The 22,849-nt window shown below is 63.0% G+C and carries 24 protein-coding genes and 2 pseudogenes; 13 read left to right on the forward strand and 13 right to left on the reverse strand.

The window, feature by feature from the left end:
• Positions 1 to 207: 207 nt before the first annotated feature.
• From CXY83_RS11415 to xseA, 6 genes are all read right to left on the reverse strand, one after another.
• Positions 208 to 663 carry an SRPBCC family protein gene (locus CXY83_RS11415; protein WP_104197481.1) on the reverse strand — a complete coding sequence of 152 codons (456 nt, stop codon included), beginning with the start codon at positions 661 to 663 and terminating at the stop codon, positions 208 to 210.
• A gap of 339 nt (positions 664 to 1,002) precedes the next feature.
• Positions 1,003 to 2,427: an aspartate ammonia-lyase gene (locus CXY83_RS11420; protein WP_104197482.1), complete on the reverse strand. Its 1,425-nt coding sequence runs from the start codon at positions 2,425 to 2,427 to the stop codon at positions 1,003 to 1,005.
• A 58-nt stretch (positions 2,428 to 2,485) separates the two neighbouring features.
• The gene (locus CXY83_RS11425; protein WP_304466244.1) at positions 2,486 to 3,136 is read right to left on the reverse strand and encodes a carbonic anhydrase; all 651 of its coding nucleotides are present in this window, start codon (positions 3,134 to 3,136) and stop codon (positions 2,486 to 2,488) included.
• Positions 3,133 to 3,786 carry a DUF4245 domain-containing protein gene (locus CXY83_RS11430; protein WP_158251880.1) on the reverse strand — a complete coding sequence of 218 codons (654 nt, stop codon included), beginning with the start codon at positions 3,784 to 3,786 and terminating at the stop codon, positions 3,133 to 3,135. The genes CXY83_RS11425 and CXY83_RS11430 overlap by 4 nt, the downstream gene beginning before the upstream one ends.
• On the reverse strand, positions 3,783 to 4,028 hold the full coding sequence (locus CXY83_RS11435; protein WP_104197485.1) for an exodeoxyribonuclease VII small subunit: 246 nt from the start codon (positions 4,026 to 4,028) through the stop codon (positions 3,783 to 3,785). The genes CXY83_RS11430 and CXY83_RS11435 overlap by 4 nt, the downstream gene beginning before the upstream one ends.
• A gap of 14 nt (positions 4,029 to 4,042) precedes the next feature.
• The gene (gene xseA, locus CXY83_RS11440; protein ID WP_104197486.1) at positions 4,043 to 5,266 is read right to left on the reverse strand and encodes an exodeoxyribonuclease VII large subunit; all 1,224 of its coding nucleotides are present in this window, start codon (positions 5,264 to 5,266) and stop codon (positions 4,043 to 4,045) included.
• 135 nt (positions 5,267 to 5,401) lie between these two features.
• Here xseA and CXY83_RS11445 point away from each other — a divergent pair, with 135 nt between their 5' ends.
• Complete coding sequence (locus tag CXY83_RS11445) at positions 5,402 to 6,442, forward strand: 4-hydroxy-3-methylbut-2-enyl diphosphate reductase (RefSeq protein WP_104197747.1); 1,041 nt, start codon at positions 5,402 to 5,404, stop codon at positions 6,440 to 6,442.
• An 18-nt stretch (positions 6,443 to 6,460) separates the two neighbouring features.
• Here the strand turns inward: CXY83_RS11445 and CXY83_RS17445 are convergent, their stop codons facing one another.
• Positions 6,461 to 7,081, reverse strand: a complete 621-nt coding sequence (locus CXY83_RS17445; RefSeq protein WP_146069921.1) for a DUF6264 family protein — start codon at positions 7,079 to 7,081, stop codon at positions 6,461 to 6,463.
• Between the two features lie 17 nt (positions 7,082 to 7,098).
• Complete coding sequence (gene fbaA, locus CXY83_RS11455) at positions 7,099 to 8,124, reverse strand: class II fructose-bisphosphate aldolase (protein WP_104197488.1); 1,026 nt, start codon at positions 8,122 to 8,124, stop codon at positions 7,099 to 7,101.
• A gap of 208 nt (positions 8,125 to 8,332) precedes the next feature.
• Between fbaA and glpX the strand changes: the two genes are divergently transcribed.
• A complete protein-coding gene (glpX, locus tag CXY83_RS11460) occupies positions 8,333 to 9,265 on the forward strand; it encodes a class II fructose-bisphosphatase (RefSeq protein ID WP_104197748.1) in 933 nt (310 codons plus the stop codon).
• Between the two features lie 119 nt (positions 9,266 to 9,384).
• Here the strand turns inward: glpX and rmuC are convergent, their stop codons facing one another.
• Positions 9,385 to 10,833 (reverse strand): DNA recombination protein RmuC, encoded by a 1,449-nt coding sequence (gene rmuC / locus CXY83_RS11465; protein WP_104197489.1) that lies wholly within the window; start codon positions 10,831 to 10,833, stop codon positions 9,385 to 9,387.
• A gap of 74 nt (positions 10,834 to 10,907) precedes the next feature.
• Complete coding sequence (locus CXY83_RS11470; RefSeq protein WP_104197490.1) at positions 10,908 to 11,522, reverse strand: exonuclease domain-containing protein; 615 nt, start codon at positions 11,520 to 11,522, stop codon at positions 10,908 to 10,910.
• A 64-nt stretch (positions 11,523 to 11,586) separates the two neighbouring features.
• Here CXY83_RS11470 and ychF point away from each other — a divergent pair, with 64 nt between their 5' ends.
• The 6 genes and pseudogenes from ychF (at position 11,587) to CXY83_RS18375 (ending at position 15,277) form a co-directional block, all read left to right on the forward strand.
• A complete protein-coding gene (gene ychF / locus CXY83_RS11475; RefSeq protein ID WP_104197491.1) occupies positions 11,587 to 12,660 on the forward strand; it encodes a redox-regulated ATPase YchF in 1,074 nt (357 codons plus the stop codon).
• 94 nt (positions 12,661 to 12,754) lie between these two features.
• Positions 12,755 to 12,946: pseudogene (locus tag CXY83_RS18165) on the forward strand (HigA family addiction module antitoxin); the annotation flags it as partial.
• A 76-nt stretch (positions 12,947 to 13,022) separates the two neighbouring features.
• Positions 13,023 to 13,904 carry a hypothetical protein gene (locus CXY83_RS11485; protein ID WP_104197493.1) on the forward strand — a complete coding sequence of 294 codons (882 nt, stop codon included), beginning with the start codon at positions 13,023 to 13,025 and terminating at the stop codon, positions 13,902 to 13,904.
• Between the two features lie 323 nt (positions 13,905 to 14,227).
• Positions 14,228 to 14,617 (forward strand): DUF4375 domain-containing protein, encoded by a 390-nt coding sequence (locus tag CXY83_RS18615; RefSeq protein ID WP_369831167.1) that lies wholly within the window; start codon positions 14,228 to 14,230, stop codon positions 14,615 to 14,617.
• A gap of 170 nt (positions 14,618 to 14,787) precedes the next feature.
• A complete protein-coding gene (locus CXY83_RS11495; protein ID WP_104197495.1) occupies positions 14,788 to 15,006 on the forward strand; it encodes a hypothetical protein in 219 nt (72 codons plus the stop codon).
• 139 nt (positions 15,007 to 15,145) lie between these two features.
• The gene (locus CXY83_RS18375) at positions 15,146 to 15,277 is read left to right on the forward strand and encodes a hypothetical protein (RefSeq protein ID WP_255408770.1); all 132 of its coding nucleotides are present in this window, start codon (positions 15,146 to 15,148) and stop codon (positions 15,275 to 15,277) included.
• 35 nt (positions 15,278 to 15,312) lie between these two features.
• On the opposite strand, the gene CXY83_RS11500 is transcribed toward CXY83_RS18375, so the two are convergent.
• A complete protein-coding gene (locus tag CXY83_RS11500) occupies positions 15,313 to 16,260 on the reverse strand; it encodes a superoxide dismutase (protein WP_104197496.1) in 948 nt (315 codons plus the stop codon).
• A gap of 431 nt (positions 16,261 to 16,691) precedes the next feature.
• Between CXY83_RS11500 and CXY83_RS11505 the strand changes: the two genes are divergently transcribed.
• The 5 genes and pseudogenes from CXY83_RS11505 to CXY83_RS17650 form a co-directional block, all read left to right on the forward strand.
• Positions 16,692 to 16,973, forward strand: a complete 282-nt coding sequence (locus CXY83_RS11505; protein ID WP_104197497.1) for a type II toxin-antitoxin system RelE/ParE family toxin — start codon at positions 16,692 to 16,694, stop codon at positions 16,971 to 16,973.
• A complete protein-coding gene (locus CXY83_RS11510) occupies positions 16,960 to 17,271 on the forward strand; it encodes a HigA family addiction module antitoxin (RefSeq protein ID WP_104197498.1) in 312 nt (103 codons plus the stop codon). The genes CXY83_RS11505 and CXY83_RS11510 overlap by 14 nt, the downstream gene beginning before the upstream one ends.
• Before the next feature lie 186 nt (positions 17,272 to 17,457).
• Entirely contained in the window at positions 17,458 to 18,132 is a 675-nt protein-coding gene (locus CXY83_RS11515) for an SDR family NAD(P)-dependent oxidoreductase (RefSeq protein WP_104197499.1), read from the forward strand.
• A gap of 602 nt (positions 18,133 to 18,734) precedes the next feature.
• Entirely contained in the window at positions 18,735 to 19,304 is a 570-nt protein-coding gene (locus CXY83_RS11520; protein ID WP_104197500.1) for an HhH-GPD-type base excision DNA repair protein, read from the forward strand.
• Between the two features lie 45 nt (positions 19,305 to 19,349).
• A pseudogene (locus CXY83_RS17650) lies at positions 19,350 to 19,517 on the forward strand (DUF2461 family protein); the annotation flags it as partial.
• Between the two features lie 55 nt (positions 19,518 to 19,572).
• Here the strand turns inward: CXY83_RS17650 and CXY83_RS11525 are convergent.
• Positions 19,573 to 20,376, reverse strand: coding sequence for a hypothetical protein (locus tag CXY83_RS11525; protein WP_104197501.1), 804 nt, complete (start codon positions 20,374 to 20,376; stop codon positions 19,573 to 19,575).
• A gap of 89 nt (positions 20,377 to 20,465) precedes the next feature.
• Positions 20,466 to 22,799 (reverse strand): hydantoinase B/oxoprolinase family protein, encoded by a 2,334-nt coding sequence (locus tag CXY83_RS11530; RefSeq protein WP_104197502.1) that lies wholly within the window; start codon positions 22,797 to 22,799, stop codon positions 20,466 to 20,468.
• Between the last annotated feature and the right edge of the window lie 50 nt (positions 22,800 to 22,849).

The raw sequence follows: 22,849 nt of genomic DNA on the forward strand, positions 1-22,849 counted from the left end.
AGAACACGTTGTAGATGGTGTCGTACTGGGTCTGGGTTAGGGAGTCAGGTATCAAGATGTCCTCTACTGTCCACGAGCATTCGTTGAAATTACGGGGAACGAACCGAAAAAATGACTATCCAGGTTGCGTAGCATAATTTACTCTGACTACGCCAGTTTCCCGGCTAACGCCGCACGGACAATCCGGAGGTAGGCCTTCCGACCGTGTCAGGCCTCGACGTTTCCACGCCATCCGCCTTGGTCGGTTCCCTTCGCCTCGATGAATTCCTTAAAGTTGGCGAGGTCCTTCTTGATGGCGTGATTGTCCACACCGAGAATGGCTCCGGCCTTCTCAAGCAGCCCGGTGGCCTCCCAGTCGAGCTGAACCGTCACGCGAGTCTCGTTCACGGCTAACTTGTGGAACGTGACAACCCCCGCATGGTCGACTTCGCCGCCGGTGCTGTTCCAGGCAACGCGCTCGTCGGGGTGCTGCTCGGTTATCCGAGCCTCAAATGTGCGCTCCACGCCGCCGATTTTCACCTTCCACTCGGTGAGCGTGTCGGTCACCTGCGTGATGGATTCCACGAAAGCCAGGAACTTGGGAAATTCCTCGAATTTCGTCCACTGGTTGTAAGCGACGCTAACGGGAACATTGACGTCGACGGTCTCGATGGCGTTCGGCACGATAACCTCCTGAAGAGAATGGAACTGAAGAATTATTTTCTGCAATTTCCGTTCACAGTACTCAAGGCTGGCGCGAGGTCAACCCGGTGAGGGCATGAAAGTGCCGGTATGCGAAAGCTCGACAGAGCGCACCTGTGGTCGTTGACGTTCAAGATAGGAAGGCGCGACGCGACCACGAGCGACATCCGCGAAACCGCCCAAGGCCGGTCACAACGAAAGATGCTGCAGCCGCTGAGCACCATTGCTGTACCCCGCTAAGAAACCGGGTCTTGGGCGCACGCTCGAAGCCGACACCTCTCATTTGCGAGGTGTCGGCTTCGAGCTGCGGGTGCTGCTGTACTACTTCTTTTGCGGCGGACGCGTCATGCTCAGCACGTCGAGCGCGGTGTCGAGCTCGGCGAGCGTCAGGTCGCCGCGTTCGACGTGGCCGAGGGCGATAACGGACTCACGCACGGTGAGGCCCTCAGCGACGGCCTTCTTGGCAACCTTCGCAGCGGCTTCATAGCCAATGACGCGGTTGAGCGGGGTGACGATCGACGGCGATTTCTCGGCCAGGGCGCGAGCGTGTTCGAGGTTGGCGACGAGGCCGTCGACGGTCTTGTCGGCGAGTACCCGGGTTGCGTTGGTCAGTAGACGGATCGACTCGAGCAGGGCGGTGCCCATGACCGGGATACCGACGTTGAGCTCGAACGAGCCCGAGGCACCCGACCAGGCGATGGTGGCATCGTTACCGATGACGCGGGAGCAGACCATGAGAACGGCCTCCGGAATGACCGGGTTGACTTTGCCGGGCATGATCGATGAGCCAGGCTGCAGGTCGGGGATGCTGATCTCGCCGAACCCGGTGTTGGGGCCGGATCCCATCCAGCGCAGGTCGTTGCAGATCTTGGTCAGCGAGACGGCGATGGTGCGCAGGGCGCCGGAAGCGTCGACCAGCCCGTCGCGGTTGGCTTGGGCTTCGAAATGATCACGCGCTTCGGTGATCGGCAGCTCGGTTTCCTGCACGAGCAATTCGATGACGAGCTGCGGGAAGCCGTACGGAGTATTGATGCCGGTGCCGACCGCGGTGCCGCCGAGGGGAACTTCGGCGACGCGGGGGAGTGCCGTGCGGATGCGCTCGATGCCGAGGCGCATCTGGCGGGCGTAGCCGCCGAACTCCTGGCCGAGGGTGACCGGGGTGGCATCCATCAGGTGGGTACGGCCGGCCTTGACGGCCTCTTTCCACAGTTCCGCTTTGGCCTCGAAGGAGACAGCGAGGTGGTCGAGCGAGGGGATGAGTTCGTCGATCAGGGCGCTCGTCACAGCGATGTGCACCGAAGTGGGGAACACATCGTTCGAGGACTGGCTCGCGTTGACATGGTCGTTCGGGTGCACCGAGCGGCCGAGGGCGCGGGTCGCGAGGGTTGCGAGGACCTCGTTCATGTTCATGTTCGAGGAGGTGCCGCTGCCGGTCTGGTACACATCGATCGGAAATTCGGTGTCGAACTGCCCGGTGATGACCTCGTCAGCGGCCGAGGCGATCGCGTCGGCGATGTCCGCATCGAGCACGCCGAGCTGGGCATTGGCGAGAGCCGCTGACTTCTTGATCCGGGCGAGAGCGGCGATCTGCGCGGACTCGAGTGTGGAGCCGGAGATGGGAAAGTTCTCGACGGCTCGCTGGGTTTGGGCACCGTAGAGAGCATCCGTTGGAACGCGGACCTCACCCATCGTGTCATGTTCGATCCGGTAGCCGGTTTGTGCGGAGGTGTCCACCACTGTGTGCATTCCCTTTCGGTGCTGTATGAGATTGTGCTGTGCGTCACGGGTACGCGGGTGGTCTGGTCTAAATGACGCCAACCACGATGTTGGGGTCGGCGTGTCCCTCGCGAAGAACGTAGTTCGCACCGACGATAGCCAATGTACCTTCTGCGATGGCCGCGCTGATCACCTCGGACTGCTCGAGCAGTTCGGTGACGGTGTCTTTGAGATGTTCCCGGCCCACGTTGCCGGCATCGATTTGGGTGGGGTCTATGAAAGCGGATATCGGCTGCCCGCTCACCCGACGCACTGCCGGAACGATCTTTTCGATAATGTGCGTGATGTGTGCGGGAAGGGCCGGGGCATCCTCTGCTTGAGAGTCGATGGCGGCGCGCACCGCACCGCACTCGTCGTGGCCGAGCACGAGGATCAGCGGAACGTGCAGCACGGCCACGGCATATTCCAGGGAACCGAGTACTGACCCTGAGATGATCTGGCCGGCATTGCGCACGACGAAGAGGTCGCCGAGGCCCTGGTCGAAGATGATTTCGGCGGCGAGGCGGGAGTCGCTGCAGCCGAACAGGGCGGCATGCGGGGTCTGCTGGCCGACCAGTTCGGCCCGCCGGTCGACGTCCTGGCGGTGCCGTGGGGAGCCAGCGACGAAGCGCACGTTGCCTTCGCGCAATTCGTTCCAGGCCTCAGCTGGAGAGGGGGTAGCCATAGATGCGGGGTTCATGAGGCTCCATTCTTTGCCACATTGGCAGCTAACGCGGTGGCGAGGGTTTCGAAGTCGCCGGTGGGTGCCGTACCGATGAGCAGATAGGTGCTCGTGCCAGCGGTCGTCACAAGGGCGTACTCGAAATTGCCCCGATCGGCGGCGGGGGCGCTGTTGCGGTAGACGTCCCAGGTGACGCCCGCGATGCTGGCGGTGTCAACGACGGGGGAGTTGGGCAGTTTCTGGGCCAGCCAGGTGGGGTTCGCGTCGAAGGCCTGGTTGAAACCGATGAACTGGTTATCAGGTGTGAGTAATCCGATATACCAGGACGGTACCTGGCCGTTGGTGCCGGCCTGCCACTCAGCGTCGTTGGCGCTCCAGCCATCCGGCAGCTCCGGGCTGGCGAGGGGATGATCAACGACCGGCTGTACCTGGGCGGCGATGCTCGCGTAGTCGACGTCGCGAGTGATCGGGTTGTCGTTGCGCGGCACCAGAAGCACGAGTACGAGCACGGCGCCCACCGTCACGAGCAGCGAGAGCACGAGATTGTTCACGGTCTTGTGCGAGCGATACTTGCGTGAATTCTCGGCGAGCCGGTCAGCGGTCTCCTGCGGAGTCTCCGGCCGACCGAGCTCGGCGACGATGCGCGGCGGTTTGGGAGCGCGGCTCATCTGGTGGGCGCGGCGTCTTCGGTCGTGGGCGCCGTGGCCGCGAGGCGGGCCGCGTCGAGTCTGGCTTTGGCGCCGATCAGCCATTCTTCGCAGCGGCGGGCGAGGGCTTCTCCGCGTTCCCATAGCGCCAGCGACTGCTCCAGGGTGCTCGAGCCCTGCTCGAGCTCGTTCACCACGCGAATGAGCTCGTCGCGGGCCTGTTCGTAGCTGAGATCACTGATGGCGGGGGCAGGCGAGGTCATGGCATCTAGTCTAATTATTTCGACGCAGCGCTGGGGACGCCCGCAATGGCGGCGACGGTTCCGTGGGCCAGGGTGAGCAGGAGCTCGGTGCCGACCGGGGAATCATCGGCGCGGCGCAGTACGAGACCGCCAGGCAGTTGGGCGATCGCGTAACCACGGTCAAGGGTGCCCTGGGGCGACAGGGCGCGCAGCTGGGAGCGCAGTTCTACCACGGCGGCCTCGGCGCGCTCGAGAATGCGCCCGGTCAGTTCGGCGCCGCGCGCAACGTAGCGGGTGAGGTCTTCGCTGCGGGAGTCGATGATCCAGCGCGGGTCGACGAGCACCGGCCGACTGCGCAACTGCGAGATTCGGTCGATTTCCGACGAGAGGATGCCGGTGAGCCGGCTGCTGAGACGCGCCCGGGCCTGCTGCACCCGGTTCAGCTCGTCGCTGACGTCGGGAACGACGCGCTTGGCGGCATCCGTCGGGGTGGACGCTCGCAGGTCGGCCACCTCGTCGAGCAGCGGACGGTCGGCCTCGTGCCCGATCGCGCTCACCAGCGGCGTCACACAAGCGGCCGCGGCGCGCACCAGGCTCTCATCGCTGAAGGTGAGCAGGTTCTGAAAGTCGCCGCCGCCACGCGCGACGATGATCACGTCGACCTCGGGATCAGCATCGAGACGCGCGATGGCACTGGTGACCTCGCCAACGGCGCGATCACCCTGCACGGCGGCGTGAGCAACCCGAAAGTTGACGGCCGGCCAGCGCAGCTGGGCGTTGCGAATGACGTCTTTCTCGGCGTCGGAATCTTTTCCGGTCACGAGGCCGATACAGTGCGGCAGAAACGGCAGGCGCTTCTTGCGGGAGGCATCGAACAGGCCCTCACTGGCGAGCTGTTTGCGCAGCCGTTCCAGCCGCTCGAGCAGGTCACCGAGCCCGACGTGGCGCATTTCGAAGGCCTGCATGGTGAGTGTGCCGCCCTTGACCCAGAAGTTGGGCTTGACCAGCGCGACGACGCGGTCACCCGCTTTGAAGTCGGCGGTGAGTTTGGCACGCACCGACGACCAGATGGTGAAACTCACGGTGGCGTCTTCGGAGAGGTCCTTGAGCTTGCCGTAGACGTTGCCGCCGCTTGCACCCCACTGGGTGACCTCACCCTCGACCCAGACCATCCCGAGACGTTCGATGTAACCGCGAATCTTGCCCGAGAGCAGGGCGACCGGCCACGGTGCTTCCACGGTGGCGGGGGCATCCGTCATGCGGTTGTCCTGGGTGTTGTGGTGGCTGTGGGCACAGTCGGATCCTCCCAGATTTCTTCGGTCGTGCGTGCGTAGACTGAGGCGGTGAACACCAGCGCGCACACTACAAGCAAGCCTCCCGTTATCGGCCTGGGTATGCCGCGCATTCCCAGTGCTCGCAACAGACTCAAGGATACCCCGGTGGTCGGACAGAAGCGCGTGCTGCTCGCCGCCCCGCGCGGGTACTGTGCCGGGGTCGACCGTGCGGTTATCGCGGTCGAGAAGGCGCTCGAGCACTACGGCGCCCCGGTTTACGTGCGCAAGCAGATCGTGCACAACATCCACGTGGTCTCCGAACTCGAAAATCTGGGTGCGATCTTCGTCGACGAGGTCGATGAAGTGCCGCACGGCGCGCACATCGTCTTCAGCGCCCACGGCGTCTCACCGGCCGTCGTCAACGCGGCCGCCGCGCGCGGCCTGCAGGCCATCGACGCCACCTGCCCGCTCGTGACCAAGGTGCACCGCGAAGCCGTGCGCTTCGCCCGCGACGATTTTCAGATTTTGCTGATCGGCCACGAAGGCCACGAAGAGGTCGAGGGCACCGCCGGCGAGGCCCCCGAGCACACCACGCTGGTCGGCAGCCCGGAGGAAGCCGACACGGTCGTTGTGCGCGACCCGGACCGCGTCGTCTGGCTGTCGCAGACCACGCTGAGCGTCGACGAGACCATGGAGACCGTGCGCCGGTTGCGGGTGCGTTTTCCCAACCTGCAGGATCCGCCGAGCGACGACATCTGCTACGCCACCCAGAATCGTCAGGTCGCCATCAAGAAGGTCGCCCGCGACTCCGACCTGGTGATCGTGGTCGGTTCCGCGAACTCCTCCAACTCGGTGCGCCTGGTCGAGGTGGCCCTGGAATACGGTGCCAAGGCCGCGTACCGCGTCGACTTCGCAAGCGAGGTCAAACAGGAGTGGCTCGATAATGCGGTGACCGTGGGGGTGACGAGTGGGGCATCCGTTCCCGAAGAACTGGTTGTCGAACTGCTCGAAGCGCTCGCCGATGCCGGTTACAGCGACGTCGAGCAGGTCAAGACCGCGCAGGAAGACCTCATCTTCTCGCTGCCCAAAGAACTGCGTAAAGACCTCTCCGGCGAGACGGATACCCGTGCCTTCGGCGGTCGCGCCGCCCCGGCCGAGTAGGCGACCGAGGCGCGCGAGCTACTGCTGGCTCAGAAAGTTGATGAGCGTCTGGTCGCCGAGAATAGCGGCGAGCATGAAGGAGAACAGCACAAGGGTCGAGACGGCGCCCCCGATGATCGGCACGTAGAACGCTCGACGGTGTCTCAGGAGCAGGCCAATCGACACCGCCGTGGTAGCCAGCCAGACGAAGACTACGGTGACGGCCCCGACCGTGGTCAACGGGCCAATGTTGGCGGTGGGCGTGTAGGTTCCCAGCCCCTGCTGGGTGTAGATCAACTGCATGGCGTCAGGGAGCGCGCCGAGTGAAAACGCGCCGTACAGGGTGGCCAGCAGTCCGAACGCCAGCAGCCCGATAGTCAACGGCCGGTCCCAGCGTGGCGCGGTGCGCTTGGCTGGCCAGGATGGTTGGCCTCGCTGGTACTGCTTATGCGGTTCTGACGGAGCCGCCGGAATGATCGGCTGGTTCGCGCGTGGCGGCCCGCCTGCTCCCGCCCCGACAATGGGGGCGGGAGCAGGTTCAACCCCGACTTCTCCTTGCGGCGGCTGCCAGGTCCAGCCCTCAGGGGCGAGTTCGCCGTACTGGGGCCGTGGGCGTGGGTCTTTCGCGGGGGGTGGAACGAAATCCGGGTTCTCTGACATTGCTCTAACTGCGTGCTCTAACTGTTTGAGTGCCCGGCTGAGCCGAGCTGGCGGGTGGCATCGACAACGCGAGCGGCCATGGCCGACTCGGCCACCTTGCCCCACGCGCGCGGGTCGTAAACTTTTTTGTTGCCGACTTCGCCGTCGACCTTGATCACGCTGTCGTAGTTCTTGAGCATGTAGTCGGCGATCGAGCGGGTGAAGGCGTACTGGGTGTCGGTGTCGATGTTCATCTTCACGACGCCATTGGCGACGGCTTCGGCGATTTCCGCATCGGTCGAGCCGGAGCCGCCGTGAAAGACGAGGTCGAGCGGCAGAGCGGCGAGCCCGAACTTGGCGGAGAGACCGGTCTGGATCTCCTTGAGCAGTTCCGGGCGCAGCTTCACGTTGCCAGGCTTGTAGACGCCATGCACATTGCCGAAGGTGAGGGCGGCCATGTATCGGCCCTGCTCGCCGAGGCCGAGAGCCTCGACCAATTTGATTGCGTCGTCAAGGGTCGTGTACAGGTTCTCGTTCACGTCGGCCTGGACGCCGTCTTCTTCACCGCCGACGGCGCCGATCTCAACTTCGAGGATGGCGTTGATCGCGCGGGTGCGCTTCAGAATGTCCGTGGCGATGTCAAGGTTCTTGTCGAGTGCGATGGCTGAACCGTCCCACATGTGCGACTGGAAGATGGGTTTGCCGCCATCGGCGACCGCAGACTCCGAAGCTTCGATGAGCGGGATGACGAAGTCGCCGAGAGCGCTCTCTGGACAGTGATCGGTGTGCAGCGCGACGGTGATCGGGTAGTTGTCAGCGACCGAGTGCGCAAAGCGGGCGAACGCGAGTGCGCCAGAGGCCCGGTTCTTCACGGTGTGCCCGGCGAAGTAATCGGCTCCACCAGTGGTGACCTGAATGATGCCGTCGGATCCGGCCTCGGTCAGGCCCTGGAGAACGGCGTTGATGCTCTGAGATGAGGACACGTTGAACGCGGGGTAGGCGAACCCGCCGGTCTTCGCTGTGTCGAGCATTGCGGCGTACTGGTCGGGGGTTGCGATAGGCATTGCTTCTCCTCGAAAATGTGCGGGGGTGTGACCCGAGTCTAGCGATGCCCGGTTCGGCGTGGTCCCTCGCGATAGGGTGACTCGGGCGGACAATCAGCGCGACCCGCCGCGCATCCGTCGTAATCGAAGTCGAACTTACGTCCGGGAGGACCTTTTGAACAGCACCGAGACCGCCACTCTGTTTCAACACCCCGACCGTAACCTCGCTATGGAGCTCGTGCGCGCCACCGAGGCCGCAGCGATCCGTGCCGTACCCTTCATCGGCCGCGGCGACAAGAACGCCGCCGACAAGGCCGCCGTCGACGCTATGCGCGTCTTCCTGGGTACCGTCAACTTCGACGGCCTCATTGTTATCGGTGAGGGTGAAAAAGACGAAGCCCCCATGCTCTTCAATGGGGAGCACGTCGGCAACGGCCGTGGCCCCGCCTGCGATATCGCGGTGGACCCGATTGACGGCACGAGCCTCACGGCCGCCGGCCGCCAGAACGCGGTCTCCGTCATCGCAGTGTCGGACCGCGGCACCATGCTCGACGCCTCTTCCATCTTCTACATGGACAAGATCGTCACCGGTGCGGCCGGTCGCGGCGTCGTCAGCCTGGACCAGCCGATCGCCGATAACATTCGCGATCTGGCGCAGGCTATGAAAAAGCCGGTCGGTGAAATGACGATCGCCGTGCTCGACCGTCCGCGCCACGCTGGCTTGATCGAAGCCATTCGCAGTGCCGGCGCTGGCACGCGTCTCATGCTCGACGGCGATGTCGCAGGCGGAATCAATGCCGCCCGCTACGAGACCCGGATCGACATGTGCGTCGGTATCGGCGGAAGCCCGGAAGGCATCACCACGGCCTGCGCGCTGAAGGCGCTCGGCGGTTATATGCAGGGTCGTCTCGCCCCGAAGGACGACGCTGAGCGTGCCCGTGGCGTCGCGGCCGGGCTCGACATCGATAAGTTGCTGGAGATCGAGGACATGGTCAGCGGTGACAATACGTTCTTCGTGGCGACCGGTGTGACCGACGGCGGCCTGGTCGACGGCGTGCGTCGTAAAGGCCCGATGATTCGCACCGAAAGCATCGTGCTGCGCTCGCGTTCAGGCACGGCTCGTCGCGTCATCGCCGAGCACCTCGCCGAGAAGTGGCTGTAAGCACTTCAACCGGCTTCTCGGGCCTCACCGAAACTGCACGCCTCGGATCTGTTCGTTCAGATGCGAGGCGTGCAGTTTCGTGAGTAGCCTGCACGGGGCATGGCAGTGCGGAAACCGACCTACGCGGGTACCTCGGAATCAGATTCGTCGACGTCAGCGAGACGTCGATTGATCACGCTGTGTTTAGCCTCGTTCAAGTCAGCGCCGTTCAAGTCAGCGCCGTCCAATCGCGGTGGAAGGTCCAGCGTGTCGCGTTCGGATGCTGGCGCCTCCAACTCGGGCGCAGTCAGTTTGCGCGGGGAATCGTGGATGACGGTGGGTTCGGTGAGCAGCCCGATCTTGGTCTGGTCGATCCCGGGAAACTGCCGGGCGGTCACGAGCACCCGGGATTCGAGCGAGTTGGCGAACTTGTTGTAGCTGTCCACCGTGCGCTCCAGCGCTTTGCGCAGCGACTCGGCATGGCCTGACAACGCACCGAGCCGCTGGTACAGGGCATTGCCAAGGTCGAAGAGTTTCTGCGCCTCGTCGGTCACCGCCTGTTGCTGCCAGGTGAAAGCCACCGTCTTCAGCACCGCCCACAGATTCACCGGCGACGCCAGGGCCACTCGTTTACTGAACGAGTAATCCAGAATTGACGGGTCGGCCTCGAGCGCCGCCGACAGCAGGGACTCGCTGGGTATAAATGCGATCACGAACTCTGGGCTGGCATCGAAACCTTCCCAGTAGGTCTTCTTGGCAAGCGCGTCGATGTGCATGCGCACAGCTTTCACGTGCTTGTCGATCAGCAACTTGCGGCGGGCGCCTTCCTCGCCGGTGGCCGTGTAGGGAATGGTGCTCGCCTCGATGTAGTGCTCGAGGGGAACCTTGGCGTCGATGGCGATCGACTTGTTGCCGGGCAGGCGCACGACCATGTCGGGCCGGCCGAGCCCGGCATCTGTCGAGATGTTGGTCTGCGTGTTGAAATCCACGTACTGGGCGAGGCCGGCGGCTTCGACCACGCGCCGCAGTTGGGTCTCTCCCCACACACCGCGGGTGCTGTTGGAACGCAGAGCGCTCGCAAGCGATTCGGTGGTCACCCGCAACTGTTGGTCAGAAATCTGGGCTTGCTTGAGTTGCTCCGAGAGTGATCCGTACTGTTCACTGCGCTGGGTTTCGAGCTCGGTGACTTTTTCCTGCATGGTGCGCAGGGTTTCGCGCACGGGGCTGAGGGCTTCGAGTACGAGGTGTTCGCGTTTCTCCCGCTCGGACTGCAGTTGCTGGTCAGAACGCTGCCGTTGGCCGGTTTCGCGCGCCGTGGCCCGGTCGTGCTCAATCTGCGCAGAGAGTCCGTCGACGGTGGCAAGGGCGGCCGACAGCTCACTCTGCAGTGCGGCGCGAACGGTGGCCTCACTTGCCCGAGCGTCGGCGAGGGCCACCTGATGGCGTGCCTCAAGCACAGCGGGATCGACAACGAGCGAGTCGTGGCCGGTAGTGCCCGCGCCGCGCCGTTGTACGAACACCAGCGTGAGCAGGGCGCCCAACGCGGCGCCGATGACGAGACCGACAATCAAACTCAGCATTGGTTCCATGCTTGAAGTCTGCCAGCGCCCACCGACATCGTCGAAATGACACTCGGATCGGGCGAATTGCTGACGCAGCCTGACTAGCTGAGCGCCATCGGACCGTGCGTCGATGCGTGTTCCCGGGTGGCCACCGGCCCAATAACGCCGACTTTGACCCGGGTCACGTGGGCGAGCTGCTCAAGTGTGTCAACTTCGTGGCGCCCAGCTGCGTGAATCATGATGGCCGCACATGCCTCGGCGTCGGCGAGCGCATTGTGGTGCGAGAAGTCCTCAAAACCGGCCGCCATGGCCGCCACCGGTAGCCGATACGACTCCAGATGATAGGTGCGGCGGGCCACCTGCAGGCTGCAGACATAGCGAAAGTCGGGCACCGGCTGGCCTGTCACGAGCGATGCCGTCTTGATCACGCCGAGGTCGAACCCGGCGTTGTGGGCCACGAGGTCGTCGCCGTCGACGAAGGCGACCAGCTGCGGAAGCTGCTCGGCCCAGGTGGCTGCACCCACGACATCCGCTGCGGTGATGCCGTGAATACGAGTGTTCCACTCGGAGAATTCATCGTGACCGGGAGGCGGGGCAATGAGCCAGTAGGCCGAATCGACGACCACGCCATGACGAACTTTCACCATTCCGACGGAGCACGCCGAGGCGCCAGAGGAGTTGGCGGTTTCGAAATCGATCGCGGTAAAATTCAGCACACCTTATGCTCTCACGGGCCACCGACAGAGCCCGTGTCCCGAGCTGCCGGTAGAATAATCTCTCGTGGCTCTTACTATTGCAATCGTCGGACTCCCCAATGTGGGCAAGTCCACCCTCTTCAACGCCCTGACCAAGAACAACGTGCTCGCTGCGAACTACCCGTTCGCAACCATTGAGCCCAACGTTGGAATCGTGAACCTGCCCGATTCGCGCCTGGCCGGCCTGGCAACCATTTATGGCAGCAAGGCCTTGCTGCCGGCACCGGTGTCGTTCGTCGACATTGCCGGCATCGTTCGTGGTGCGAGCGAGGGGGAGGGCCTCGGCAACAAGTTCCTCGCCAACATTCGCGAAGCGGATGCCATCGCCCAGGTTATCCGCGGATTCGCCGACCCCGACGTGGTGCACGTCGACGGCAAAGTCAACCCGGCCGGCGATATGGAAACCATCAACACCGAGCTGATCCTCGCCGACCTGCAGACCCTCGAGAAGGCCGTGCTGCGCTTCGAGAAAGAGGTCAAGGGCCGCAAGATGGCGCCGCTCGTTCTGGAAACCGCGCTCAAGGCGCAGGCGATCCTCGACGGTGGCCAGCCGCTGTCCTCGGCGACGCTCGATATCGAGCCGATTCGCGAGCTTGGCCTGCTGACCGCGAAGCCGTTCATCTATGTCTTCAACGTGGATGAGGCCGTATTGCAGGACCAGGCCAGGCTCGACACCCTCGCCGCGCTCGTCGCTCCCGCGAACGCCGTCTTCCTCGACGCCAAGCTCGAAAGTGAGCTGAGCGAACTTGATGCTGAAGACGCCGCCGAGATGCTTGCCTCGACCGGTCAGGCCGAGAGCGGCCTCGACCAGCTCGCCCGGATCGGCTTCGACACACTCGGCCTGCAGACCTACCTCACGGCTGGCCCCAAAGAGTGCCGCGCCTGGACCATCCACAAGGGCTGGACCGCGCCGCAGGCCGCCGGAGTCATCCACACCGACTTCCAGAAGGGCTTCATCAAGGCGGAGATCTTCTCCTTCGAAGACCTCATGGCCGCCGGTTCGATTGCTGAAGCCCGTTCCAAGGGCAAGGCACGCATCGAGGGCAAGGAATACGTCATGCAGGACGGCGACGTGGTCGAATTTAGGTTTAACGTCTAATCAGGCCGGCCAAGGCCGCTTCTTGCAGGTCGAGGAGGTCCGCCAGAGCCTTTTCTGATGGTCGAGGAGGCCCGCGAGGGCCGTCTCGAGCGCGGTGTCCGTCGGTGTGCCGCCTCGCCGCATCAACGAGGTCGTGCACGGCCAGCGTCGAATCACCGCGAACACGGCTCTCCGCCTGGCCAGGTACTTCGGCACCTCGGCGCAATTCTGGTTGACGTTGCAGGACCGGCATGACCGCGATGTTGCCGAGGATCGCATGGCTGAGCAGATTGCGGCAATCACTCCGCGCCGCCCGCGGGACAAAGACCCTTCTTTCGAGGCACGGCGAACCTGGTGGGCGGCGAGCGGACTAGCATTCGGTTATGCTCACGGTCGACTCGCTCAGGAACCTCCTCGCAACGGGCCGTTCGGGTGACCTTGCGGCCCGACTCGCTTCCGTTGAGCCGTACGAGCGCCGCGCGGCGTGCAAGCCCCTGGTTGGTCAGGCCAAGGCCATCCTGGGGGCGAGTTCAGCATCGACGGTGACTTCGTGGCTTCGCGATCTGCGAGCAGACTATCCCGGGGGGTACGCGCAATTCGTTGACGCCTGGACAGGGCCATTGGAACTAGGGCACTGGGATGCGGCGACCACCGTCCTGCTGGCCTCCAAAGTGCCCGCTCAGGCCGCGAAAGTCTGGCCGATACCAGAGGACCGTTCGTTTGCGCAGTGGGTGTACCCGGCCTTGTTCCCCAACGACCTCATCGCGTTCGTCGATCAATGGTCTTCGGATTTCGCAGCGAATCCCAAGAACTGGGACCGTAACCGGGGTCGGGCCGTGATGTATGAGTGGATTGAAGAAGGTCTCGTCGACGCACCACATCATGATGGAGCTGTCTTGATGCTGATCAGCGGTTGGGCTGACAGGCCGGGGAAGCCGCTTTTGTACTGGCTGCTTGCGAGACCGAAAGTCACCAGGGTGCTCTTCGCTCGTCTCTTCACGACGCGTGGCATCAAAGGTGCTTCTTTGAGGCAGAGCGACCGGAGTGATGTCAACGATCCACTTCGAACAGTGGTCGTGCCCGGGCTCGTGGAGGCTGGAGTGTGGAGTCGGAGCTTCGTCGTTCAAGGCGTCGAGTCAGCCTTGAGAAGTGATCTGCCCGCCTACCAGCGCCGCTGGTTCGTTCAGCTCGGTGCAGACCTGGGTCTGCCGGCGGCGGGGACGACCGCACTCGCTCGCTCACCCGGTTCAGGGGTTGTTCTGTAACGTAACGTGGTGGAGTTCCGGTTCAACGTGTAGCCGCAGCCGTCTTGGGTTGCACCCAAGGCCCGGATGGATATCTGGGACGGAGTGCTGACTCGCGTCTGGACCCAGGCGCGAGAGTTCTGGACGTGAGGCGACGTCAGGTCGTACGGTAGTCCTCACCTGGCCAGATCGGCCTGCAACAGGGCGTCCTTTTGCCTTGTTCTCTCCAACGAGGCAAAGGCTTAGGTGTCTCATTGTTCGGATTCCGCAAGAAGGCGCCGGTTCACAGTGTCTGGGACTTCCATTTTGAGGTGTCGGACGGGGATCGTGACCGGCTGATGCCGATGGAGCGACAAGTATTGGCTATCTGTGACCTTCGTCAAGAGGTGCAATCTGGTGGGTTCGACTCGTACTTCCGGTACTGGGGTGGTGACACTGCTCCGCTAGCTCGGAGTGCGATCGGTCATCTGCTGGGGCGACCGTGGGCCGACCTTCTCGCAGAGGCGATGAGCATCTTCGGAGAGGTTTACCCTCTCGACTGCGACTCGCGAACGGAGCAGCTCGAGGTGCTTGACGCAGACGCGACGCTGAACGAATTCGATACCCGCCTGTACGACCTCGAACCGCAGCAGGATTCGGACGCGCTCCTGACTGCTGCGTTGAACACCGCGCGAACACGACCGCGATCAGGTAGGTCCTTCGCTACAAGGCAAAGCACCTCTTTTCCGAGTTAGCGCTTCGTGGGAGCTGTGCTGATTCCCGTGGGGGCCACCCACTGGGGCGTTGAATGAGAATCGTGCGCACCCGAGGTCACCCGCTGGTCGCGCAACTGGCGCACCTGTAATCGACGAGAACTGTCGGTGTTAAGCCTGGGAACGGCTACGCGCGACAGCGCCTCACTGCGGTGAAGCGTAGGTTCGCCTACGACCGCGAAATCATTCAGGCGCTCGACGGTCTGGGAGGCTTCTTCCCTGATGTTGCGAGCACGGAGCCCTGGACCGAGCTGGGTGATGTTGATGTGGTGTTCCTCGACAAGCACGGCGAGGTGCTCGGAGCGACAGTGACGCATGAAGGAATGGTCATCACACCGGACGATGACGAGCGCCTCGATCGCCAGGCGTGAGGTTGCTTTGTCACGGAATCCGGTGGAGTTCCGCTTCAACGTGTAGAGAGCATGCCTTTGGCGGCAAGAAAGATACGGTCGGGGTACCGATTCTGATTGTGGTGCCGCATCCCCTCCAAACGACGTGGTAGGTGTCAGAGTGAAGACGGGTCCGCGTGGTCGGGCCGGGATCGAGTCGATTCTGACGCAGAGCGGAGTTCCCGTCGGGGTAGCGGCGTTCATCGGCCGTGACCGCGCCAAGGTGGCGGGACTGCCACCTCTGGGTTCGTGACCTAAACGCTGGGGATGTGCGTCTGCAGGCGGTGGTCACCGATCGATGCGCACCACCGAGTAGGGAGTGTCGGGTGTCGGGGGAGTGCCGAAGCGGGCGTTCGGGAGGTAGAGCCCGTTGCCAAACCTCGCAATCGTCGTGGGCACCTGAAAGTCGGGGTCCGTGTACCGGTCGATGAGTTCGCCGCTGGTCCCGGCTGCATTGAGGCGGATCACGGCGACGGTGTTCAACCGATTCTGCACGACGTACAGGGTGCGCCCGACGACGAGCAGCCCGTCACCGTTGGGGAGCAGGAGCCCACCCAGATCAACGACCGCGGCGGCGCCGGTCTCGGGGTCGACGCGGAACAGAATGCCCGTGGACGACTGGATGACCAGGAGCGCTTGATGGTCGGGGGTCTCCGCGATACCGTTCGCGTTGAAGCCCGGCTGCTGCATCCAGCTGCCCGACAGGGGGACGACTTCGATCGCATCCGCTCCAGGAAGCGCGCCGCCCGGTCCGAGGGGGAGCTTATAGAGTTGCGCTTGCTGGCTGTCGGTGAACCATGCGGCGTCGCGAGTCAGAACGACGTCGTTCACGAACGTTGGCGCACCGGTGAGGGCGTAGCTCTGCAGGAGGTCGCCCGTGGCGGCATCCACGACCCGCGCCTGGCCGGTGGGCCCGCCCGCGATGAAAAGCCGACCGCGGTTGTCGATCTTCAGGCCGACCGACGGAGTGCCCGGGCCCTCGAGGGTTGTGATCTTCTCGCCGGTGCGCACATCGAAGACGTAGACGTCGCCGTCGGCGAGTGAGCCGACGTAGGCAGTGCCGCGCGGGCCGATCGCGATTCCTTCGGGCTGGAATCCGTTGGGAAGCGCGATAACATCCTCGAAATGACCGTGCCGTTCCTGCGGTGCGGCGTGGACTGTGGGTATCCCTGAAACAAGGAAGAGAGCACCCAATGCGGCGGCGGACAGTGTGCGTGCGACGATGCGACTGATCATGGCGATAACAGTAGTCCGGCTCGGGCCCTGCCAATAGGCCTGATCGGCCTCGGGCGAAAATCACCGGGCCGGTCGTTGCTGCTCTCTCTCGTCAATTGTCGATTCGTGAGGTCACAGGAGACCACCGTCGCGCCTGATCGTTCGTATCGATGAGAGGAAGGAACAATCGCAGCATAGGACGAGTGGTCTATCGATCCGCAACCAGATCGCGTTCCAGAGTGATGTCGCTCATTCTCATTCTCGTTCCGGCTCCCGGTTGGGCCCAAAATCGACGCAATTTCACCGGCCGAGGCTGAAGGCTACCGTGCCGCTGAGGCCATGGCTGTACCTCGGCAAGCGATTTCTGTCGTCACGGTGCCTGATGACGCAATCCGGTGGAGTTCCACTTTAACGTCTAGCGTTATTGACGCGATGCGTTATACACTGCTTCTGTGATCAAGTCGTTCGGCAACGCTGCGACTAAACGGCTGTGGCGTCGTGATCGTGTGCCGTCGCTGGATCCACGGATTGAACGGGTAGCGCTCAGAAAGCTGAGGCAGTTGAGTGCGGCAGAAGTGCTCGACGACTTGCGCGTACCACCGGGCAACCGGCTTGAGCGGCTCAAGGGCGACCGAGCCGGCCAACACAGCATCAGGATCAACGACCAGTGGCGGATCTGCTTCGTGTGGACCGACGCTGGCTCAGAGGAGGTAGAGATCATTGACTATCACTGACAAGAGTGACAAACTCGCGCCGATTCACCCAGGCGAGGTTCTCATGGAGGACTTCATTGAGGCGCTCGGCATCACCCAGAACAAGCTTTCCGTATCGATTCGTGTTCCGCCGCGACGGATCAACGAGATCGTCCACGGTAAGCGCGGTATCTCGGCCGATACCGCCCTGCGCTTGGCCAAGTACTTCGGAACATCAGCGCAGTTCTGGCTCAACCTGCAGTCGCAGTTCGACCTCGATGTCGCTGAAGACCGTGCGGCAGAAGAAATCAACGCCATTACCCCGCTCCGCGTCGCATAACCTGTCGCAGTACCCTGCAGCGGCGCAATCGCTCGCGCACGCCATAAATTTGAGGGTCATATGCTCTAGGCACCGGCGAGATTGAGATGTCTGTAAACGACTGAATCCGGTGGAGTTCAGATTCAACGTTTAGACTGAACCCTTTCGCGTTAATCATCACAGCAGCATCAATCGAAGGAGACCATCGTGCCTGTCATCGCCATCATCGGAGCCGGACCGGGACTCGGAGCAGCAGTTGCGCGAAGGTTCGGGAGCGAAGGCTATTCAATTGCTCTGATCGCCAGAAACCAGTCGAAACTAGACGCTATGGCTGCCGAGCTCACCTCTGCCGGTTTCACCGCGAGTGCTTACGCTGCGGATGTCCGCACGCCGGCGTCGCTCGAAGCTGCCCTTGCGAACGCCGCGGCAGAGCTCGGGCCCATCACCGCGCTGCAATATAGCCCGCTTCCGTCACGTGACTACCTGAAGCCGGTGCTTGAGATGACGCCCGAGCTGGCGTTAGAGGCACTGCAGTTCTCGGCACTCGGGCTCATCCACGCGGTGCGGGCAGTGCTTCCGGCGATGCGGCAGGCAGGTAGCGGCAGCATCATCATGATCAACGGCGGAACCTCGGTCAAGGCCCGCGCCGGCTACGCCGGCACATCGGTCGCTTTCCCGGCTGAGAGCGCCTACGGCGAGATGCTCCACGAAGCCCTCGGGGATGAGGGTATCCGGGTCAACCAACTGGTGATTCCCGGTGGCATCCCACAGCTTCAGCTTGCCAACGGCATCGACGGGGTCGCCGATCGCATCTGGGACCTTCACGCCGTGGCCGGTCCGTTCCGCACCATGCTCATCCCGCTTGAGGACGGTCGGGAGTAGGGCGGAGGCTGCCCTCGCTCGCAATTGGACTGTAAGGCGAGAGCACAGTCATATATCTGACGGTGATCGGTGACGAAACGTGGTGGAATGACGCTTGGACGTTGAGTCCAACGGCGATGTGACGAAACGAGGTCGGGTTGTCCAGCTGAGGACCGCAGGATTCAGCTCGCCTCCCAAGCGAGCGCAAGCGCGGCAATGCTGATGCCGTCGCGGATCCGGTCGCCGGCTATTTCCTGACCGATCTTGTAAATATCACTCCACTGCAGGGGCGAATACTCCGCTGCGGACCGCTCGGCGTGCCGCCGGAAAGCAGGGCGGTGCGCAGCACCCCGATACGCATCCGCTTTGCCGCGGTTGGACCGAACTGAAGCTACAACCTCGACTGCTCGACCGCATCGAGATTGAAAACACTGATTCGGGCCGATACGCCAGCCGTGGCTGCACCTCGATTTTCGTTCATAATCAAGATTTCTCCTTCCCGTTTGCCTGGCATCGGGTCACACGCATCCCCGTCTTCAGTATCGCGTGCGACGCAGACCACACCCCCAGGCCGACCGCGGTGGAGTGCTGACCTCACGGCGGAGCGGTGGCACAATAGGCGGATGACCACCCTCCACCTCACCGGCGACGCCGCCGCCGACGCTCTCCTCAGCGAGAATTCGTTCGCCCTGCTCGTGGGCATGCTGCTCGACCAGCAGATCGCCATGGAAACGGCCTTCGCCGGCCCGGCCAAAATTCGTGATCGCATCGGCGCGCTCGACCCGGCCGCGATCGCTGGCTACGACGCCGACGCCTTCGTCCTGGTGTTTCGCCAGTCGCCGGCCGTGCACCGTTTTCCGGGATCGATGGCCAAACGCGTACAGGAAGTCGCCGCGGTCATCATGAGTGACTGGAACGGCGACACGGCGTCGATCTGGACCGCTGAGCACCCGACCGGCCCCGAGGTCCTGCGCCGGCTCAAGGCGCTGCCCGGGTTTGGCGAGCAGAAGGCGAAGATCTTCCTCGCACTCCTCGGCAAACGACTCGGGGTCGACGCGGACGGCTGGCGTGACGCATCCGCTCCCTACGGCGAAGACGGCGCGTACCGGTCGGTGGCAGACATCGTCGATCCCGAGTCAGTGACCCGGGTGCGCGCGACCAAGCGGGCCGCGAAAGCCGCAGCGAAAGCGTAGCCTCGCGCGGTGAGCCCTCATCCCAGTGGATAGACATTCGACAGTCTCGATGAACTCGAGCATCGCAACGAACGCGAATGGTTTCAGGAACACAAACCGATCTACGTGGTCGAGTTGACAGAGCGGATGCTTGCCGTCATCGCAGCGCTCAACGTGGCCCTCGCTGCCCCGCTCGAGCAGAACGCAGCCACTGGCCGGCGGTGCTCGGCCTGAGTCACCAGTACCGAATTCGTGCCGGTCGCGTTCTTCGCGACCGCCGGCATCCGTTTTAGAGAAGTTTCGAAATGCGGCTCAGTACCCGCTCCGGAACTGCCCCAAGCGGCACCTCGCCCACCAGAAAATCACCGACCGGCAACGTGTCGGTGTCGTTCGACCAGAAATCCGTGCCGATCACCGCTCCGTGGAGCGCACTTTTGTGCAGCTCGACCCGATCGTCGTGCCGCTGGCCGAGCGCCCACTTGTAGTGGTCGGTCACGTTGGTGATCGGCGAGTACGTCGACAGCGGTATCGGTTCGCTGCCGAGAGAGGGTTCGCGGTCGTCGAGCAACACCGCGATCAACGGCAGCGCGGCGAATCCGCGCAGCCAATCGGCGACATACATCGATGCGTTTTCGGCAGTGTCGGCGTCGAGCCCTGACACGTCGGCCGACCCCGAAAACGGATGCGTTCGCGCCAGCCACTGCATAGGTGACGGAATCTGCAGCACGACCGGCACCCGCTGAGTCTGGCTCAGAACGGTGACCAGTTCAATCACGGACGCCGTCGTTTCGGTATCACCCAGCAGGGTGCGGAGGGCGTAACCGGTGCGGGACTTGGCGCCCATGGCGGCTTGAAGAGCGGGATCAGATGCGACCCGGTGTGCATAGAACCGGTCGAGACTGACCAGCGCCAGATCGGACTTGAGAACGCCCTGAACCTGGCCGAAGAAATTCGCGTACGCCATGGGTTCCTGCCACGGCACGGGTTTGCCCTGCAAAAAAACGGATTGGGCATAATCGTGACTGTCCAACACCACAGCCCGACTGCGGCCCGAGGGTGGCTCGGCCAGAAGCTCAGGTAGCGAAAGTGTCATGGTGTCTCCCTGCGATCGAATAAAAGGGTGACCCGTGGCTGCGAGGCCGCCAGGAGACGACCCCGCAGCCACGGGTCAGAAAGGACAGGTCAGGATTTGTGCACGGTCTCTTCGCCGTATTTCTGCTCGAGTTCACGTACCCGCGCCTCGAGCTTGCTGATTTTCAGTACTCGGCGGTCAGGAACCATGATGAGTGGCAGATCTTTGATCTTGCCCTTGACTCGCTCGGGCTCGATTTTGCCCCAGTGCGTCGCCAGCAGTTCCTCGTTGTTGTCCTGTCCCCACGAACCGTAATAGAGCAGGTCCTTGGGCGGCTCTTCTTGAACGAACTCCGCAACGAACTCCTTGTACGGCTTTCCGCGGCTGATCCGATCCTGGCGCATCTGTGCCCGCAGCAGGGTCGTTTTTTCTTCGTGCACCACGAAGGTGTCTGCTTCCCAGACCACGCCGTAGATGTTCGTGGCGACGTGGGCCGAGATCCGGTCCAGTTCCAGGTCAGTCACTACGAGTTCGGGGTCGCGCTCCAGCACGTCGCCGTAGCCGCCGCCGGCGCCCTGGGCGATCATGTACAGCTCGCCCTCCTTCGCCACGTCGAACTGCAGTCCCATGTGACCGGACTGGTAGTCGCCGCCCGCAAAAGGCTGCTCGTTCATGACACGTTCCATCGACAGGTTGAACTGCGAGGGGTCTTTCTTGATGATGTCGTAGATGTTGATGTTTTTGACCATGGCCAGGGGGTACGTCGGGCATCCGTACCCTCCGAACATGCCCGGAACCGAGGAGAACTTCGATCCAGAGGTGACGGTCATGAAACCCCAGCTCGGTGTGCCGCGTGAGGCCACCATCATCTCGTAGCCCATACCGCCGCGAAACTTCCCGAAGCCCTGGTTGTCGCGCACCAGCCGCTTGCTGACCAACTGCAGAAACGGAACTTCCTCTTCCATGACTTCCTGCTCGCCGAGGTCGGCCATGGCGCAGAATAACGGCGCTACGGCATTTTCACCGTCGCGGAACGCCTTCGCGCCGCCGCCCATGCCGTTGAGGTCAGCGCACAGGTTGCCCACTTGTTCACCGTTCTGCGTGGTGCCGCCCCAGAGAAAATCGTTGATCTGGTTGAACCAAGGCGCGACGACGTTCGAGTATTTCTGCGGCGATGAGAACTGCATCTTGGCGAAGGCCGACTGCAGGGCCGAGAAGCCGCGGAAGGATGCCTGCAGCGACTGGCCGACGGGCGCATCGTACCCGGCATCCGCCCAGGTATGTTCCTCCGTGATGATTTCGATCGGCGACAACGCTCCGGTGCTGCGAGGCAGGTCGGGCCACCAGTACGAGAGAACTGCCTGGGACATGAACGATTTCGTCGACGCGAGCGGTGAGTTGAGGGCCCGATTGAGAATCTCGGGGCCGGTACCGGTGAGGTCGATAATCATTCGTTCGCCCGTGACGGTGATCTTGCAGGCGAACTTGATCAGGATGTTCTCCTTGAGCGTGGAGTCCACGAACTGATTGAAGGTGACGGTGCCGTCGGGCAACTCGGCGATGCGGCGGCGTACCTCAGTCTCGACATCCTCGACGGTGACGCGAAGGGACGCGACGAAGGTCTCCTGTCCCACCTCGTCGATGAGCCGGTCGACGGTGTCCATGATGCGCCGGGTAGCGCCCATCTTTACCTTGATGTCGGCGAGCATGAGCTTCGGGTCGCGCGTGGAGTGCTGCAAGAACGTGAGCAGGTCACGACGCAGATGGCCCTTCTCCACGATCTTGATCGGCGAGGCCCGCAGACCGTCATCGAATGGTGACTCCGAACCCGACGGCATGCCACCAGGTTCGCACGCTCCGTTCTCGCCTTCGTGGATGGTCGCACCCACCCAGGCGATGATGATTCCGTCGCGCATGACCGGCACAAGCATCGACTGGTCGGTGTTGTGCACCATGCCGAAGCGAGAGTCGTTGTGGAAGAAACCGTCACCCGGGTTGATGCCGACGGTGGGCTCATCCTTCCAGTTCTTCATGATGTAGCGGATGGGGTGGTGCAGCACCGCAGAGAAGGCGATCACGCCGCGGTTGGAGAGATACGTGACATCGCCCTCGGCGGTGTAGACCGCGCAGGAGAGGTCGGCCCACTTCGCTCCGGGCGCCGCACCCATGCTCTCGCACATCTCGAAGGCCTCATCAAGTGCACCGGCCAGGCGCTTGCGAATCCGGTCGACCTCGAGCGGGTCGATGCCCTGCGCGATGCACTCCTCCTCATAGGCGGTGCGCGGCATGATCTCGTGAGTACGCATGATGGCCGGGTCTGGTCCGAGAAAAAGAGTGGTCTCGTCCATGAACTTGTCGACCCACTGCTGTTCCTGGTCGGTGAGTAGCTGGGACGCGTCGTCGTTTCCGCTGGTGGGCACGAACTTGTCAGTTGTCAATGTCATGGTTCAAGCTCCTTTGCTTATTTGAGGTGTTGCGAGGGTGAGAAAAACGG

The sequence above is a fragment of the Cryobacterium sp. M15 genome (assembly GCF_002929675.1).
Lineage (GTDB): Bacteria > Actinomycetota > Actinomycetes > Actinomycetales > Microbacteriaceae > Cryobacterium > Cryobacterium lyxosi.

Bases quoted from the DNA above. Each gene is read 5' to 3' on its own strand.
- CXY83_RS11420 (WP_104197482.1), bottom strand. From the start codon at position 2,427: ATGCACACAGTGGTGGACACCTCCGCACAAACCGGCTACCGGATCGAA.
- CXY83_RS17445 (WP_146069921.1), bottom strand. From the start codon at position 7,081: ATGTCAGAGAACCCGGATTTCGTTCCACCCCCCGCGAAAGACCCACGC.
- CXY83_RS11500 (WP_104197496.1), bottom strand. From the start codon at position 16,260: ATGATCAGTCGCATCGTCGCACGCACACTGTCCGCCGCCGCATTGGGT.
- CXY83_RS11520 (WP_104197500.1), top strand. From the start codon at position 18,735: ATGACCACCCTCCACCTCACCGGCGACGCCGCCGCCGACGCTCTCCTC.
- CXY83_RS11445 (WP_104197747.1), top strand. From the start codon at position 5,402: ATGCCGCGCATTCCCAGTGCTCGCAACAGACTCAAGGATACCCCGGTG.
- glpX (WP_104197748.1), top strand. From the start codon at position 8,333: ATGGAGCTCGTGCGCGCCACCGAGGCCGCAGCGATCCGTGCCGTACCC.
- CXY83_RS11525 (WP_104197501.1), bottom strand. From the start codon at position 20,376: ATGACACTTTCGCTACCTGAGCTTCTGGCCGAGCCACCCTCGGGCCGC.
- CXY83_RS11485 (WP_104197493.1), top strand. From the start codon at position 13,023: ATGCTCACGGTCGACTCGCTCAGGAACCTCCTCGCAACGGGCCGTTCG.
- CXY83_RS11430 (WP_158251880.1), bottom strand. From the start codon at position 3,786: ATGAGCCGCGCTCCCAAACCGCCGCGCATCGTCGCCGAGCTCGGTCGG.
- CXY83_RS11530 (WP_104197502.1), bottom strand. From the start codon at position 22,799: ATGACATTGACAACTGACAAGTTCGTGCCCACCAGCGGAAACGACGAC.
- CXY83_RS18615 (WP_369831167.1), top strand. From the start codon at position 14,228: ATGGAGCGACAAGTATTGGCTATCTGTGACCTTCGTCAAGAGGTGCAA.
- rmuC (WP_104197489.1), bottom strand. From the start codon at position 10,833: ATGGAACCAATGCTGAGTTTGATTGTCGGTCTCGTCATCGGCGCCGCG.
- fbaA (WP_104197488.1), bottom strand. From the start codon at position 8,124: ATGCCTATCGCAACCCCCGACCAGTACGCCGCAATGCTCGACACAGCG.
- xseA (WP_104197486.1), bottom strand. From the start codon at position 5,266: ATGACGGATGCCCCCGCCACCGTGGAAGCACCGTGGCCGGTCGCCCTG.
- CXY83_RS11435 (WP_104197485.1), bottom strand. From the start codon at position 4,028: ATGACCTCGCCTGCCCCCGCCATCAGTGATCTCAGCTACGAACAGGCC.
- CXY83_RS11425 (WP_304466244.1), bottom strand. From the start codon at position 3,136: ATGAACCCCGCATCTATGGCTACCCCCTCTCCAGCTGAGGCCTGGAAC.